At 56.9% G+C, this 16,347-nt stretch carries 15 protein-coding genes; 4 read left to right on the top strand and 11 right to left on the bottom strand.

Annotated elements, in window-relative coordinates:
• The first annotated feature begins 39 nt into the window (after window positions 1-39).
• From poxB to ACWHWP_RS07530, 4 genes are all read left to right on the top strand, one after another.
• A complete protein-coding gene (gene poxB / locus ACWHWP_RS07545; protein ID WP_447855340.1) occupies window positions 40-1,758 on the top strand; it encodes a ubiquinone-dependent pyruvate dehydrogenase in 1,719 nt (572 codons plus the stop codon).
• 38 nt (window positions 1,759-1,796) lie between these two features.
• The gene (gene ltaE / locus ACWHWP_RS07540) at window positions 1,797-2,798 is read left to right on the top strand and encodes a low-specificity L-threonine aldolase (protein WP_447855339.1); all 1,002 of its coding nucleotides are present in this window, start codon (window positions 1,797-1,799) and stop codon (window positions 2,796-2,798) included.
• 10 nt (window positions 2,799-2,808) lie between these two features.
• Window positions 2,809-4,245: an SDR family oxidoreductase gene (locus ACWHWP_RS07535; protein ID WP_059310441.1), complete on the top strand. Its 1,437-nt coding sequence runs from the start codon at window positions 2,809-2,811 to the stop codon at window positions 4,243-4,245.
• Between the two features lie 92 nt (window positions 4,246-4,337).
• Window positions 4,338-5,351 (top strand): NAD-dependent epimerase/dehydratase family protein, encoded by a 1,014-nt coding sequence (locus tag ACWHWP_RS07530; protein ID WP_048339046.1) that lies wholly within the window; start codon window positions 4,338-4,340, stop codon window positions 5,349-5,351.
• 84 nt (window positions 5,352-5,435) lie between these two features.
• Here the strand turns inward: ACWHWP_RS07530 and ACWHWP_RS07525 are convergent, their stop codons facing one another.
• From ACWHWP_RS07525 to gspG, 11 genes are all read right to left on the bottom strand, one after another.
• Window positions 5,436-7,250 carry a glycoside hydrolase family 19 protein gene (locus tag ACWHWP_RS07525; RefSeq protein ID WP_447855338.1) on the bottom strand — a complete coding sequence of 605 codons (1,815 nt, stop codon included), beginning with the start codon at window positions 7,248-7,250 and terminating at the stop codon, window positions 5,436-5,438.
• Between the two features lie 136 nt (window positions 7,251-7,386).
• Entirely contained in the window at window positions 7,387-7,839 is a 453-nt protein-coding gene (gene iagB / locus ACWHWP_RS07520; RefSeq protein WP_325826843.1) for a type III secretion system invasion protein IagB, read from the bottom strand.
• Window positions 7,840-7,975: 136 nt separating this feature from the next.
• Entirely contained in the window at window positions 7,976-10,687 is a 2,712-nt protein-coding gene (locus ACWHWP_RS07515) for a glycosyl hydrolase family 18 protein (RefSeq protein WP_447855337.1), read from the bottom strand.
• 262 nt (window positions 10,688-10,949) lie between these two features.
• On the bottom strand, window positions 10,950-11,747 hold the full coding sequence (locus tag ACWHWP_RS07510) for a prepilin peptidase (protein WP_447855336.1): 798 nt from the start codon (window positions 11,745-11,747) through the stop codon (window positions 10,950-10,952).
• Entirely contained in the window at window positions 11,744-12,229 is a 486-nt protein-coding gene (locus ACWHWP_RS07505) for a type II secretion system protein M (protein ID WP_447855335.1), read from the bottom strand. Before ACWHWP_RS07505 ends, ACWHWP_RS07510 begins: the two co-directional genes overlap by 4 nt.
• Complete coding sequence (gene gspL, locus ACWHWP_RS07500) at window positions 12,226-13,356, bottom strand: type II secretion system protein GspL (RefSeq protein ID WP_447855334.1); 1,131 nt, start codon at window positions 13,354-13,356, stop codon at window positions 12,226-12,228. The genes ACWHWP_RS07505 and gspL overlap by 4 nt, the downstream gene beginning before the upstream one ends.
• Before the next feature lie 15 nt (window positions 13,357-13,371).
• A complete protein-coding gene (gene gspK / locus ACWHWP_RS07495; protein WP_447855333.1) occupies window positions 13,372-14,388 on the bottom strand; it encodes a type II secretion system minor pseudopilin GspK in 1,017 nt (338 codons plus the stop codon).
• Window positions 14,385-15,047 carry a type II secretion system minor pseudopilin GspJ gene (gene gspJ, locus ACWHWP_RS07490; RefSeq protein ID WP_447855332.1) on the bottom strand — a complete coding sequence of 221 codons (663 nt, stop codon included), beginning with the start codon at window positions 15,045-15,047 and terminating at the stop codon, window positions 14,385-14,387. The genes gspK and gspJ overlap by 4 nt, the downstream gene beginning before the upstream one ends.
• Complete coding sequence (gene gspI, locus ACWHWP_RS07485) at window positions 15,044-15,418, bottom strand: type II secretion system minor pseudopilin GspI (RefSeq protein ID WP_447856640.1); 375 nt, start codon at window positions 15,416-15,418, stop codon at window positions 15,044-15,046. Before gspI ends, gspJ begins: the two co-directional genes overlap by 4 nt.
• The gene (gene gspH, locus ACWHWP_RS07480; protein ID WP_447855331.1) at window positions 15,411-15,896 is read right to left on the bottom strand and encodes a type II secretion system minor pseudopilin GspH; all 486 of its coding nucleotides are present in this window, start codon (window positions 15,894-15,896) and stop codon (window positions 15,411-15,413) included. The genes gspI and gspH overlap by 8 nt, the downstream gene beginning before the upstream one ends.
• The gene (gspG, locus tag ACWHWP_RS07475; RefSeq protein WP_059310662.1) at window positions 15,896-16,345 is read right to left on the bottom strand and encodes a type II secretion system major pseudopilin GspG; all 450 of its coding nucleotides are present in this window, start codon (window positions 16,343-16,345) and stop codon (window positions 15,896-15,898) included. The genes gspH and gspG overlap by 1 nt, the downstream gene beginning before the upstream one ends.
• Between the last annotated feature and the right edge of the window lie 2 nt (window positions 16,346-16,347).

Raw genomic sequence — 16,347 nt, 5'->3', positions numbered from 1 at the left:
AAGCTTGTAAGCGATATCACAAAAAGGAGATGGACACCCATGAAACAAACCGTGGCTGCATACATAGCGAAGACCCTCGAACAGGCAGGCGTAAAACGTATCTGGGGCGTAACCGGCGATTCCCTTAACGGACTGAGCGACAGCCTCAACAAGATGAAAACCATTGAATGGATGCCGACCCGTCATGAAGAGGTCGCCGCCTTTGCCGCCGGTGCCGAAGCGCAGCTCACGGGTGAACTGGCCGTTTGCGCCGGATCCTGCGGGCCGGGCAACCTGCATCTGATCAACGGTCTGTTCGACTGCCACCGCAATCACGTGCCGGTGCTGGCGATTGCCGCGCATATTCCCTCTTCCGAAATCGGCAGCGGCTATTTTCAGGAGACGCATCCGCAGGAGCTGTTCCGTGAATGCAGCCACTACTGCGAGCTGGTTTCATCCCCGGAGCAGATCCCGCAGGTGCTGGCAATCGCCATGCGCAAGGCGGTGCTGAACCGCGGCGTTTCCGTGGTCGTTATTCCGGGCGACGTGGCCCTCAAGGCCGCACCTGAAGGGGCCAGCACGCACTGGTACCACGCGCCGCAGCCGGTGGTTACGCCTGCCGAAGAAGAGCTGAAAAAGCTGGCTCAGCTGCTGCGCTACTCCAGCAATATCGCCCTGATGTGCGGCAGCGGCTGTGCAGGCGCGCACAAGGAACTGCTTGAATTTGCCGGCAAGCTGAAATCCCCGATTGTTCATGCCCTGCGCGGCAAAGAGCACGTCGAGTACGACAACCCCTATGACGTGGGCATGACCGGGCTTATCGGTTTCTCCAGCGGTTTTCACACCATGATGAACGCCGACACGCTGATCCTGCTCGGCACCCAGTTCCCGTATCGTCCGTTCTATCCGTCGGATGCCAAAATCATTCAGATTGATATCAACCCGGCCAGCATCGGGGCGCACAGTAAGGTCGATATGGCGCTGGTGGGCGACATCAAATCCACCCTTGCCGCCCTGCTGCCGCTGCTGGAGGAGAAAACGGACCGCACGTTCCTTGATAAGGCGTTGAACGACTATCGCGATGCCCGCAAGGGGCTGGACGATCTCGCCAAACCGAGCGACAAAGCCATTCACCCGCAGTACCTGGCCCAGCAGATCAGCCATTTTGCTGACGACGATGCCATCTTTACCTGCGACGTGGGCACGCCAACCGTCTGGGCGGCCCGCTATCTCAAGATGAACGGCAAACGCCGCCTGCTCGGCTCGTTCAACCACGGCTCGATGGCCAACGCCATGCCGCAGGCGCTGGGCGCAAAAGCGACGGAGCCAGAGCGTCAGGTGGTGGCAATGTGCGGCGACGGCGGGTTCAGCATGCTGATGGGGGATTTCCTGTCGGTGGTGCAGATGAAGCTGCCGCTGAAAATCGTGGTCTTCAACAACAGCGTGCTGGGCTTTGTGGCGATGGAGATGAAGGCCGGCGGCTATCTGACGGACGGCACAGAGTTGCACGACACCAACTTCGCGCGCATTGCAGAGGCCTGCGGCATCACCGGTATCCGCGTTGAAAAAGCGTCCGAGGTGGATGAAGCCCTGCAGCGCGCCTTTTCCATTGACGGTCCGGTGCTGGTGGATGTCGTCGTCGCCAAAGAGGAGCTGGCGATCCCGCCGCAGATCAAGCTGGAGCAGGCCAAAGGCTTTAGCCTCTATATGCTGCGCGCCATCATCAGCGGCCGCGGCGATGAAGTGATCGAACTGGCAAAAACTAACTGGCTCAGGTAAAACATCTGGCATCGCCTTTTTAAATATAAGGACATGCCATGATTGATTTACGCAGTGATACCGTTACCCGCCCGAGTCGCGCCATGCTTGAAGAGATGATGGCCGCCCCGGTCGGGGATGACGTCTACGGTGACGATCCGACGGTAAACGAACTGCAGCACTATGCCGCAGAGCTCAGCGGTAAAGAGGCCGCCCTGTTCCTGCCCACCGGCACGCAGGCCAACCTGGTCGCGCTGCTCAGCCACTGCGAGCGCGGTGAAGAGTACATTGTCGGCCAGGGTGCACATAACTACCTGTATGAAGCAGGCGGCGCGGCGGTACTCGGCAGCATTCAGCCGCAGCCGATTGACGCCGCGCCGGACGGCACTCTTCCACTCGATAAGGTCGCCGCGAAAATCAAAGCCGACGATATCCATTTCGCCCGCACCAGGCTGCTGAGCCTCGAAAACACCCATAACGGCAAAGTCCTGCCGCGCGAGTACCTGAAAGCGGCGTGGGAATTCACCCGCGAGCGCAAGCTCGGGCTGCACGTGGACGGCGCGCGCATCTTTAACGCCGTGGTGGCGTACGGCTGCGAGCTGAAAGAGATTACGCAATACTGTGACTCGTTCACCATCTGCCTGTCGAAAGGGCTGGGCACGCCCGTGGGTTCCCTGCTGGTCGGCAGTGCGGACTACATCAAGCGCGCCAACCGCTGGCGCAAGATGACCGGCGGCGGCATGCGCCAGGCCGGCATCCTGGCGGCGGCGGGTCTGTACGCCCTGAAGAATAACGTCACGCGTCTGCAAGACGATCACGACAACGCCGCGTGGATGGCGTCGCAGCTGCGCGAAATTGGCGCCGACGTGATGCGCCACGACACCAACATGCTGTTCGTTCGCGTGGGCGATGACCACGCCGCTGCGCTTGGCGAATATATGAAAGCGCGTGGCGTACTGATCAACGCGTCACCCGTTGTGCGTCTGGTGATGCATCTCGACGTGAGCCGCGAACAGCTGGCGGACGTGGTGAAACACTGGCAGGCCTTTTTACAGCGTTAAGGAGCATCACGTGCCGCAGCGTATTCTGGTGCTTGGCGCCAGCGGATATATCGGTCAGCATCTGACCACGGCGTTAAGCCAGCAGGGACATCAGGTGCTGGCAGCGGCACGCAACACCGAGCGCCTGCAAAAGCAAAACCTGTCCGGCGTGACCTGCCACAACGTCGACCTCAACTGGCCAGTCGCGCTGCCAGCGCTGCTGGACGGGGTCGATACGCTTTATTACCTGGTCCACAGCATGGGTGAAGGCGGCGATTTTATCGCCCACGAGCGTCAGGTGGCGATGAACGTCCGCGATGCTCTGCTGCAAGTGCCGGTTAAGCAGGTGATTTTCCTAAGCTCCCTGCAGGCTCCCGAAAACGAGCAGTCCGACCATCTGCGCGCGCGCCAGCTGACCGCCGAGACCCTGCGCGGCGCGAACATTCCCGTCACCGAACTGCGCGCTGGCATTATCGTCGGCGCCGGGTCCGCCGCCTTCGAAGTGATGCGCGATATGGTCTACAACCTGCCGGTGCTCACGCCGCCGCGCTGGGTCCGCTCGCGCACCACACCGATTGCGCTGGAGAATCTCCTGCATTATCTGGTGGCATTACTGGATCATCCGGCGGAGCAGCACCGCGTGCTGGAGGCCGCCGGCCCGGAAGTGCTGAGCTACCAGGAGCAGTTCGAACACTTTATGCGCGTCAGCGGACGCCGACGCTGGCTGATCCCCATCCCCTTCCCAACCCGCTGGATTTCGGTGTGGTTTTTGAACGTTATTACGTCGGTGCCACCAACCACAGCAAAAGCGCTGATCCAGGGACTGAAACACGATCTGCTGGCGGACGATCGCGAGCTGCGGGCGCTCATTCCCCAGGATTTGATCCGCTTTGACGATGCCGTGCGCAACACGCTTAAAGAAGAAGAGCAACTGGTGAACTCCAGCGACTGGGGTTACGACGCCCAGGCATTTGCCCGCTGGCGGCCGGAGTACGGCTATTACCCGAAACAGGCGGGCTGCACGGTGGAAACCACGGCCAGCCTGGCCGCGCTGTGGGAGGTGGTGAACCAGATCGGCGGCAAAGAGCGTTATTTCTTCGGCAACCTGCTCTGGCAAACCCGCGGGGCGTTGGATCTGCTAGTGGGCCACCGGCTGGCAAAAGGTCGCCCGGCTCGTCCGTATCTTGAGGTGGGCGATGCGGTCGACAGCTGGAAGGTCATCATCGTCGAACCGGAAAAACAGCTGGCGCTGCTGTTCGGCATGAAGGCTCCCGGGCTGGGCCGCCTTTGCTTTACCCTGAAAGACAAAGGCGATCGTCGTGAACTGGACGTCCGCGCATGGTGGCATCCGCACGGGATGCCCGGTCTGTTCTACTGGCTGTTCATGATCCCCGCGCACCTGTTTATCTTCCGCGGGATGGCAAAGCGGATTGCGCAACTTGCAGAACAAAAGACGGAAAAGATCTAAATAAAACTCTCTTTCTTTCACCTTTCCCATTGCATAGCGCCGTAATTCACGAAAGAATGCGCACGAAATTCTTTTCAACACAGTGGATTGATATGAAGGTACTGGTTACCGGGGCGACCAGCGGCTTAGGCCGAAATGCGGTCGAATTTCTGCGCAACAAGGGCATCAGCGTCAGAGCTACCGGTCGCAACGAAGCGATGGGGAAGCTGCTGCAAAAAATGGGCGCAGAGTTCGTCCATGCCGACCTGACGGAGCTGGTCTCCTCTCAGGCAAAAGTGATGCTCGCCGGTATCGATACGCTGTGGCACTGCTCCAGTTTCACCTCCCCGTGGGGTACCCAGGAAGCCTTTGATCTCGCCAACGTGCGGGCAACCCGCCGTCTGGGAGAATGGGCCGTCGCCTGGGGCGTGCGTAACTTTATTCATATCTCGTCCCCGTCGCTCTATTTCGACTATCACCACCATCGTGACGTGCAGGAAGATTTCCGTCCTGCCCGTTTTGCCTGTGAGTTTGCCCGCAGCAAGGCGGCCAGCGAAGAGGTGATTGACCTGCTGGCGCAGTCGAACCCGCATACCCGCTTTACGGTACTGCGTCCGCAGAGCCTGTTCGGGCCGCACGACAAAGTGTTTATTCCCCGTCTGGCGCAGATGATGCACCACTACGGCAGCGTGCTGCTGCCGCGCGGCGGCGATGCCCTGGTGGATATGACCTATTACGAAAATGCGGTCCACGCCATGTGGCTGGCAAGCCAGACGGACTGCGATAAGCTGATTTCCGGTCGCGCCTACAACATCACCAACGGCGAGCCCTGCACGCTGCGCAGCATTGTGCAGCGCCTGATCGACGAGCTGCAGATTAACTGCCGTATCCGTTCGGTGCCTTATCCGATGCTGGATATGATCGCCCGCAGCATGGAGCGTTTTGGCAGTAAAACGGCCAAAGAGCCTGCGCTGACCCACTATGGGGTATCAAAGCTTAATTTTGATTTCACGCTGGATATTTCGCGCGCGGAGAATGAGCTGGGGTATAAGCCGATTGTGACGCTGGATGAAGGGATTGTACGCACGGCAGCGTGGCTGCGGGATCATGGGAAGTTGCATCGGTAGTCAGTCTGGTGCGGCCTGATGCCCTCTCCCACGGGGAGAGGGAGAAAACACGAAAACGGCAACCCGAAGGTTGCCGTTTTGCTTTTACAGAGCCGTCCAGGCTTCAGACCATGCCAGACCTGCGCCTGGTTCATAGTATGCCGGGGCGTTGTTACACCAGCCGCTGTACGGGAACGGTTTGCACTGGAACAGTTTACCGTGGTTGTTCACGATATCGCCTGCCTTGTACTTGCTGTTCGCGCTCCATGCTGCGTAATCGCCGGAAGTGCCTTCGTCCTGAGACGGGGTGGCTGCTTTGGCTTTTACGTTCAGCAGGTAGGTGGTGCTGTTGCTCAGCTCGCCATCGCTGACGGTCAGGCTCACTTCGTACTGCTGCGCTGTCGCCGCTTCTGGCGCGGTAAAGGTCACAACCGCTTTGTCATCGCCGGTGACGGTCTGGCCGTCCTGGGAACGCCAGGTATAGGTCAGTTTGTTACCGTCTTCGTCGGTAGAACCTTCAGCGCTCAGAGAAACCTGCGCACCCGCTTCAACGGCACCGATTGGACCCGCAATCTGCGCCACTGGCGCATGGTTTACCGCTGCCGGGGTTTCGTCCGGCGTTGGTGCTGGCGTTTCATCTTCTGATGGCGTTGGTGTTGGCGTAACCGGCGTTTCGTCCGGCTTGGTCGCTGAACCGTCGTCATTCACGATGTTCACGTTAAAGAACTTCTGTACACACTTGGTGTAATCGCCGTCTTTAAACGCGCTGAATGGCGTCTGGTAGCCCACCAGCTGGCAAGAGTAGGTTTTGCCGTCAGGCGTATCCGCGCTCCATCCCCAGTCCTGTTCCCAGTAGATCTTCAGTGCGCCCGCGCCGCCTTCATCGAACTGCTTCATGTTCGCACAGCCAAGCACTTCGTCAGCCGGAACAGGTACTTTCAGGTAGTTAGCAAACTCTTTGTAGTACTTGATGCGGTTCTGAGACTGCGCAATTTCAGTCGGGCCACCGCACTCAACGCCGCCGTTGATGATCTGGGTGGTTACGCCGAAGCCAGGGACCAGGCCGTTGGCCTTGTCATGATCGTTCGGCTGCCAGGTGCCGTCGATAACCTGCAGCATGCTTGGTTTTGGCGGCTGTGGGTAGGCGAAGAAGAAGATCGCACTCGCCAGGTTCAGCCAGGTGTCTGCCACCAGCTCGGGTTTTTCCAGCAGAACTTTAACGTCGCCGTACATCGCTTCGGAGAACGGACCGTAGTTATAGTTGTAGGACAGCTGCTTCGCGCCGCGGCCGAAGTAGCTCAGGAAATCACCGTCTTTGTCTTTACCGCACGGCCAGGTCTGACCCTGCCAGACGTCGGTATTACATTCGCCGTTATAGCCGCCCTTCTGGCCTTCGCTCCAGCCCATTTCGCGCACGTAGACCAGCGCCTGACGCCATTCGGCTTCCGGGCGCCAGCTTTCGTGGCCGCCGGTTTCCTGCGCAAAGTGGGCAAACATGGTTGCCAGCTCTTTACGGCAGATGGCGTCGCTGTCGCGGCCGTCTTTGTAGGTGTCGCACAGCGCCGGGAATTTACCCACCGCTTTCAGGAAGTTGCTGTAGCTGTAGTCCTTCGCACGCAGCGGGAACAGGTATTCCCAGTCGCTCTCTTTCAGGATCCCCTCAACGCGTTTAACGTTAACCGGGTTAGAGGCGCGGCCTGGCTCAATCTGCTCAACTGAAGCGTTGTCCAGCGTGCGGATGGTATCCTTCACGGACTGCATCAGGGGGAAATCAGTCAGCTCTTTTTCCTTTTTCGCCAGATCGCTGGCTTTCATGGTGTAAGGCTCGCTGCTTTCTGCCTTCAACATGGTGGCCTGAGCCATAACAGGTGCAATGCACGCACCCGCAATCAACACGCTCAGTAATGTCCTTTTATTCATTTCGGTTATTCCTGTTAATTCGATGGTTTAAAATAAAATCCCAGCTTATTTATTAATCCATTAATAAATAAACTCCAGACAGCTGTTTTTCACTTTCTGAAGCATACTTAACGGTACGCTTCAAAAAAGAAAAAACTCACCAGTCATTTCTTTCGCGTGCAACAGATTTTAATTGCTGATACTTCGCCCAGACTTTATGGGCATAGACCATACGCTTTGGATAATTTTCTTTTTTAATTCCGGCGTTATAGGCGCCCACGGCTTCCCAGTTATATCCGTAGACGTTAATCATGCCTGACAGAATCGATGCGCCCACCATAATGGAGGTACAAGGTTCAGTCATCAGTCTACGTTCGCTGATACCGCGTCGTTCAAGCTCCGAAAAGTGCGAGCTGTTTATTTGCATTAATCCTACGTCATGCGTCCCGTCATGATTGGTCCCGACGGCGTAGGGATTCATTCCTGATTCCACATTCGCAATGGCATAAAGTAAATAAGGGTCAACATGATAATAATGCGCCGCTTTATCCCAGCAATTCGCCAATGCGCTTTGGCTTAATATTAATAACAGCAACAGTAATCGTTTCATTATTCACCTGCGGTGGTACGTTTTATTTCTCCTCAAACACGTCCTGTTAAATAGTTTGGTTACAGACCACACCCGAAGCGGGGTGTGGTCTGTGATTGTGGGCGGATATCACACCCACAATTTAAGGTTCAGAAGATTATTTGCAGTCAGCTGACGCGCCTTCTTTCACCCATACATCGCTGTTACCTGGTTTGTCGCCCTGAGTCCACCATTTCGCGCGGTACTCGAAGCCCTGGTAGGTCGTTTTGTCGCCGCCGTTGTAGACGGTGTCAGCACGCCAGTTCATTTTGACCTGACTGACCAGTTCCCATGCATCTGCACCAAAGCCTGGCTTGTTGCCCTGAGTCCAGTACTTCGCTTTCCAGACCAGGTTATCAGAGCTTACCGTATCGCCGTTGTTGTAGACTTTGCTGGATTCCCACGCAGCATATTTGCTGGCGTTGGCATCAACAGGGTTGTCGCAGCTGCCGGTTGCAGATGGGGTGGTGCCTTCATCTGATGGCGTAGTTCCTTCGTCAGATGGGGTAGTCCCTTCGTCAGCCGGAGTGGTGTCTTCATCAGGCACAACCGGGGCCGCTTTCGGCGTTACGGTCACTTCAACGTTAGACTGTACGCTGGCTTTACCGTCGCTCACCATAACGCTCAGGGTATAAGTTGAATCAGTGGCGACTTCTGGAGCAGTGATCTGTACGCTTGAGGTATTGATACCCGTGGCGTGCATATCGGATGGAATGCTCCAGGTATAGGTCAGTGCATCACCGTCTGGATCCGCAGCCTGTACGTTCAGGGTATAAGACTGGCCTGCTTCCAGGCTCACAGCCTGCATCTGGTTAACCACTGGTGCCTGGTTAGCCTTCGGCGCTTTGTTCAGAACCTGAACGTCAGCGGTGCTGCTCAGGCCTTTCGCATCGGTTACGGTCAGACGGAATGCCAGCGTCTGATTGCTGGTGACCGCGCCAACGGAGAAGGTCGCTTTCGCTTTGTTGCTGTTGGTCAGCGTGACGGATGGACCAGAGATCTGGGTCCATTTATAGGTGATTGCATCACCGTCCGGGTCAGTTGACGCAGAACCATCCAGGGTCACGGTTGCAGGGCCAGTGACGGACTGATCGGCCGCCACAGCAACGGGTGCATGGTTAGTCACAACCGGCTCTGGCGTTGAGCTGCCCAGCAGGCTTTCGTTCATCGCGTTCAGGATATCGCCGTTATCGGAATCGATAGACCAGGAGAACAGTCCCCCCAGGTTTTTCGCCAGCACGTACTTACCTTTCGCGGCCGTTGAACGGGCATCTTCATAAGAGATCAGGTCGCCGGTGGATTTGTTAAAGACGTACGGTGCTTCCGCATCCGCGTCATAACCGTATTCCCAGCCTGGCTTGCCTTTGTACTCGTTCACAATCTGACGGTAGTCAACCACGCCCGGTTCCCAGGTGCCTTTCACCGCGCCCGTTGCGGTACCGGTGAACGGGTTGTCGCCGGTATAGCCGTGTACACCAGTCCAGCCGCGGCCGTACATGCCTGCACCCACAACGATCTTGCCTGGCTGTACGCCCTGCTCCAGCAGCGCGTCAACGCCATTAGAGGTGGTGTAGTTAGTATCCGGACGCCATGCTGGGGCATGCAGTGCCGCCTGGTGACCCAGCTCGGTGTTGCTCCACGCGCCGTAGAAGTCGTAGCTCATCAGGAAGATATGGTCGAGGTACTGCTGGACGGTGTTGTAGTCCACGTCTTCAATCTTATCTTTACCGGAACCAATTGCCGTGGTCAGCTCATAGGTGCGACCGGTTTCCGCTGACAGTTCGTTCAGCATGGTGCGCAGATCGTGCATTACTGCGGTGTAGGTGGCTTTATCCTGTTGAGGGTTACCCAGCGTTTCGTTCACGCCGCCGCCGCCCGGGAATTCCCAGTCGATATCCACGCCGTCAAAGAATTTCCAGGTTTTCAGGAAGTCTTTAACCGACGCCACAAAGCGTGCGCGGATCGCGGTATCGTTCATTTTGTAGAACGGATCGGACATGGTCCAGCCGCCGATGGAAGGCAGGACTTTCAGGTCTGGATGCGCTTTTTTCAGCGCCATCAGCTGGCCGAAGTTACCTTTGTACGGGTCGTCCCAGTTAGACACGCCGGACTGCGGTTTCTGCAGCGCTGCCCACGGGTCGTGGATCGCCACGGTGAAGTCCTGGCGGCCAGCACACGCGCGCTGAAGTGCTGCGAAGCTGTTACCGTTTTCAACGGTTTTCAGACCGTCGTTAATGCCGTCACCGCCACAGATTGGGATGAAGCCGTACAGGATGTGGTTCAGGTTAGAGGCAGGGATTTTATCAACCGGGAAGTTACGGCCATATACGCCCCACTCAGGGAAGTAAGCGCCAACCACTTTATCGGTATGCTTTGCGAACGTTTTGTTATTTTCCTGCAGAGCGGTATTCAGCGGCAGCAGGTGGCTACCGTCGGTATCCGCAACGATAATCAGCTTGCTTGCGCTTTTGGAACATCCGCTGGCGTTACAGAGTTCAACCTGCTCCTGATAGCGGCCACCTTTTTTCACCTTGAAGGTCGCGGAACCGGATGCACCGGCAGCGCCAGACCATACGGTCTGACCGTCGAGCAGAACTTTACCGGTTGTCGGCGCATCACCGCTCCAGACGTTCCACTCAACTTTCACGTCCACACCATCGTTGTGCACTTTTACGAGCGTGCCGTAATCCTGCGCGGCCTGGTCTATTTCAACGAGGGCAAACTTATCATTACCACTGCTGATTGAAGGCGTACCTGGCGCTGCGGCGAACGCGGTGCCGGAGACAGCCGCAACAAAGAGTGCCAGATATTTAGGCTTCATAAATTTCATTATTAATTCCTGATAACATTATTTGTGAAAATTTAAATAACCATGTATTCCATATAACATGGGCGAGTCGTGAATAAGCTATTTCAACAAAACAGCGGACAATATTTATTTGTACAAAACATGTAGTACGCGAAAATACCCTCCCTATAAAAACATGAGCGATAATCCTTACAGCTTATGTTTATTAGAATACTGCGAGAATTTAAAAAGATCCTTTCATTCCCTTATCGAAAAAATTTCAGAAAAAACTTGACCGCGCAAATCAGAATGTGAATTGCAGAGTCTGAAGAATAAAAATAGCCAAACCAGCCAGTGACAACATGGGACCAAACGGAATAACGCTATTTTCTTTAAGAGCTTTATAAAAAAGAAAATACAATGCGATACCGCTTAATGCAGCCGCCAGCAATAATGAAGGCAATGCCTGCCAGCCGCACCACGCGCCGAGCGCGGCCAGCAGCTTAAAATCTCCGTAGCCCAACCCCTCGCGACCGGTGGTCAGGCGAAACGCCCAGTAGATCAGCCACAGCGACAGGTAACCCGCCGCCGCGCCGTACAGGGCATCCGACAACGGTAGGGATTGAAAAATCGCATGATTTAACAGCCCCGCCCACAGCAGAGGCTGCGTCAGACAATCCGGCAGCAGCAGGTGCTTCGCGTCTATCGTCGCCAGCGGCAGCAGCCCGCACCAGAGAACCCACAGCGAAATCAGCGCGGCCGCAGACGGGGCGAACGCCGCCGTCAGGGCAAAAAACAGGGCGCTGGAAAGCTCAAGCAACAGCAGGCGCAGCGGGATCGCGGTCTGGCAGCAACGGCAGCGTCCGCGCAGGCAGCACCAGCTCAGTACAGGAATGTTTTCCCACCAGGAGAGCGCGTGGAAACACGCGGGGCAGTGGGATGCCGGAAACAGCAGGTTTCCGGCGCCCTCCTCTTCGTTGATGAGCGGAGGAATGCGTTCGACCACCACGCCAAGAAAGCTGCCGATAATGCCGCCAAGCGCGCCGCTCAGGAGGCACAGGGCGGGCATCTGGCTGCCCTGAAGCAGCGTCAGCGGGCTCATGCCGCTTTCGTCCACGAGAGTTTAATCTGCGCCTTCACGTCGCTGAGGCGATCCACCGGGGTAAGATCCATTTTTTCCAAGCGCACCCCGGAGGTTAAGTTCACCTCTCTGAGCCAGTTCTTTAATTCATACACGTTTATCCGGTCGATATTAAACGACATAGATTGACCGTCCTGCTGAATATTGCTCAGCGCAACGTGGATCTCTTTGGCGCTCTCTTCCACCACGCTTCGTGGGTTACTGGTTTTTAATACTTTGGCCTGAAGGTGGTTTTTATTAATTTCCTCACGCATCCAGTTCAGGGTCTGCTTTTGTTTCTGCAGCGTGCTTTGCTCATTTTTAATAATATTATCTAGAGGCGCTATTACCCCGTACCAGATAATGGCGTAGCAGAGCGCCGCGCCGCACAGCTTAAACAGATTACGCTCGCGCGGGCTGTAGCGCAGATAGCGAGCTTTTAATTGGCCAATTTTCTCTTTCATTTATATTTCCCTGTGATGATAGCGGTATAAGGCGCTTCACTGGAGACCGGCTGCAGCGTAAAGTCGAAAATGTCGCTCGCCTTATTAACGAACGCCTGCAGCGCCGTGGGATCCATCGAACTGATGTTCAGCGTGAGTTGATTCTGCGCGTCGTCGTACCCGACTTCGCTCAGCTCGACAGAGGGGAGCGATTGCTTAACCTGATCCAGCGCGTCCAGCTGAAGAAAGAATCCTTTCTTCTCTTTCTTAATGTTCTGCCCGAAGTGGTATTTCAGGTTGGTGGTCTGGCGCAGCGTCGGGAAGTAGTGCTGGGCCAGCTCAACCATCTGCTGCTGGGCCAGATTTTCCTGGCTGCTCAGCATCCAGGCCATGCCGACGCGGGGGCCAATCAGCAGCCCCAGGCTCAGCAGTGCCGCGGCGGCAATGGCCGATTTCGCATGGCGGAAACCGGCGCGCTCGCCTTTGGCTGAAAATTCACCGTGCAGCAGATTGGCTTTGCAGCGCTTCCACTGCGGCTGGATCAGCACCAGCGGATGCTGCCAGGCCAGCTGCTCATCCACCTTCACGCCCGCTGGCGCATCGCCGTAGCAGACAATGTCACCTGTGCGCTGCTGGCTCAGCAGCAGCGGCAGCAGCGCGGCGTCGGTTTCACAGGCACCAAACGGCGAGTAGCGCATCCAGTAGCCGCTGTCGGTGGAAACCAGCGTGCTCCCGCCCTCGGCCACCGGCAGAAGGATCGCATCCGGCAGCACCTGCACTACCGTCAATCCGGCATCGGCGCAGCGGTCAAGCCAGTACTGCAGACGCGCAGACTCAATGGCCACCGCGTCAACGTCCCGCCCTTTCTTGTTGAGCACCGTCCAGTGAAGCGTGTCCACGTCGCCAATCAGCGTCTCCTCTGCCAGCCAGGAGAATTCGACGCTGCTTTTTTTAGGCAGTGTGAAGTGACGGAATATCGTTTCGCTGGCCGGGAGTAACAGACATACCCGTGCAGCGAGCGTGTGACCGGCGAGTTCCGCCAGTGACGCCAGTCCCTGGCGTTGTCCCACCTGGTCGCTACCGGACTCGCACCACATTATGTTCCCGTCCTCGTGCGTGTCGGGACGAATAAAAAGCACCTGTTTCATAGAGTTCGTCTTGTGTTATTCAACCATTCGGTAGCGACGTTGCCAGGTAATCACCTTCCCGGCTTCATTATCAACATGAAGCTGGCTGACGACGCGCAGCGTTAAATCGTCGGTATTGCCGGTACTGTTGACCCGGAAATAATGACTGTTCACCGCAAGCAACGCCTGAACCTGCTTGAGGGCGTCTTTGGTCTGCGGATAATTTGTCTCAAGCTCTTTCAGGAACGCCTCCATCGACTCCCAGCCCTCTTCGGGGCGGGAAGCAATCAGGCGGGCGGCCTCGTCCTCGCTCAGCGAACCGATAAACAGCGCAGCCAGCAGCGGCGCCTGTTCCCCGGTCAACGTATTCACATCCACCTTGCTGGCGCTGTCGGGCAATGCGCACAGCACTTTGCTGACCTTATCGTAGGCCGCCTGCGGAAACGCGGGCAGCAGCTTGATCTCGCCCGGGGTGCGCATCATCTGATTCGCGGGCTGCCGCGCAGGCTCCACGCCAGCCCAGGCATCCGTCTCCAGCCCCTCTTTTGCCGTGGTGGTATCGCCGTCGAGATAGTCCAGCAACTGCTGGTAAATCTCTTCGGCGTCCCCCGCAGAAATGCCGCTGTCGGTCAGAAGCTGCTCGACGATGCGCTCCTTCACCGGTTTTTCCGGCAGGGCGCCTGCGGTCTGTACCGCGGGTGTTTGATCCGCCGCCAGCAGGTTATTGACGTTAAAGCAGGTCTGGGCATCCTCCACCTGGCTCACCACGGTGTAGTTTTCACCGTCTGTTTCCACCGGCTCTGCCCATTCGCCCTTCGGCGACAGCCCTTTGCTCTCGCCGCTGGCATACGTCTGGAGCAGATCTTCTATCGTTTTTTGCTGGCTCTGAATGGACCAGCGCAGCTGCTGCTGGCTCACCTGATAGCGGGTTTTCTGCAGATTGCGGCAGAACTGCTGGCTGATTTTGGCCGCCAGGGCCGACATCATGACCAGCAAAATTAGCACCACCAGCAGCGCGACACCGCGCTGTTTCCGAACCGATTTTCCGCTCATTTGTTTTCTCCTGACGGGGCGGGTGTCGGCTGCGCTTGCGCAGGCGTCGCCGCATCGGTCGGCGCCTGCGTTTGTTCTGCGGGTGCCGCTGGAGCAATCGGCAGCTCCCCCGGTGTGGTAAACACCCAGCGCCAGGTATCGCCGTTCTCCATCGTCAGCAGCAGCTCCACGCCGTCGGGCAGGTGCGCCGTGTCGGTCCATTTGTCCAGCCAGCTCGCTTTCCAGAAACGCCACGACATCTCTTTAATATCGCTGAGAATGGGCACCTCTTCCGGCTCCGCATCCGCCGGGCCGTCGATGACCGGCCAGATATCCCGCCACAGCTTTTTATCTTTTAACCGCCAGCGCACGCGCTCCAGCTGAACCTGACCGCTCACGCCGTTCAGCGTGGTCAGCTCCAGGCCGTCTTTGCTCTGGACAAATACGTCAGGCTCGTTGCGCGGGGCGCGCGCCTGAAGCTGGAAGAAATCCCGCTCCAGCAGGTTATAGGCGCGCTGAAGCTGGTTTAAGCGAGTCGCCGCCACGTCGGTGGCGTTCGACGTACGCATCGCCCCGTCAAGGATTTGCCAGGCAAGCAGGCTGATGACCGCGAAGATGGTCAGCGCAATCATGATCTCCAGCAGCGTAAAGCCCTGCTGACGCCGAGCGTGCTTACTCATTTCGCCTCTCCGGGTTCCATCACCTGCAGGGTAATCACCGGCTTATCTTCCTCGCCCTCGGCGTATACCTGCACCTCATCGGCAAAGCGATTTTCCGCGGTTTTGACCCGCTGCTTGCGCCAGGTCCAGCGTCGTCCGCCCATTGTCTCCGTGCCCGTTTGCAGGGCATCGGGGAACGGCGCGTTATTCAGTTTTGCCTCCGCCAGCTGGTTTTCCGCTACCCAGCTCGCCTGCAGCGAATCGCCCAGGCCATGGGTGAAGCGCACGTTCAGCGAGACGGAGTTCATCAGCGCCAGCGCGGCGGTGGAGAAGATGACCAGTGCGACCATCACTTCCAGCAGGGTCATCCCCCGTTCTTTACGTTTAGTCATCATTCTCTACCGATACCGGTGATGCCCCCTGCGACACCACGCTAAAACGCTGCTTTTTGTCGACACTCTGCAGTGAAAGCGTGAAACGACTGATTTCGCCGTCCGGCAAAAAGACAATCTGCGGGGCGGTGTCAGTCGTGGCAGCAATGCGCTGAGGCGACAGCGAGACGTGCATCTCTTCCGGGAACTGGCCATGGGTGACAATGCGCCCGGCGGTCAATGGCTCCCAGTGACGCTCACCGTCTTTTTTGGCCCAGGTCACCAGCTGATATTCAGACGTGGTGACCACCAGCCCGACGATATTTCTGTCCATCACCGCACGGTCTGAACCATATTCAACGAGGGCTTTTAACTGCTGACCGAAAATATCCGCACCGCTGCGCGAGGGAATAGTCGACACCACCATCATGGCGCAGCTGGCAAATATCACCAGCGCCAGAATAATTTCCAGCAAAGTAAACCCACGTTGCTTATTCATTACTTCTCTTTTTTATCTAAAGACCAGTTGGTAATATCATCAGCCGTATTGGCTTCGGCATCCGGACCCGCAGAGAAAACATCTACCGCACCATGTTCACCCGGGCTGACCAGAATATAATCATTGCCCCACGGATCTTCCGGCAGGCGGCGAATATAGCCATCGTCACGGTAGTTTTTCGGGATCGGCGCGATTTCAGGTTTGGTGACCAGCGCCTGCAGCCCCTGCTCTGTCGTGGGATAACGATGGTTATCCAGCTTGTACATATCCAGCGAACCTTCCAGCGCCACGATATCGCTGGTGGCTTTCTGGGCATCAGCCTTTTCTTTATTTCCCATTAAATTGGGCACCACCATACTGGCGAGGACGCCAAGAATAACGATGACCACCATTAATTCGAGCAACGTAAACCCGGCCTGACGTTTCAGGCTATTTCTTTTTAAGGACATAT

This window comes from Enterobacter sp. WI-ESBL-E8 (assembly GCF_053364895.1).
This window is presented reverse-complemented; position numbering and strand designations above follow the sequence as displayed.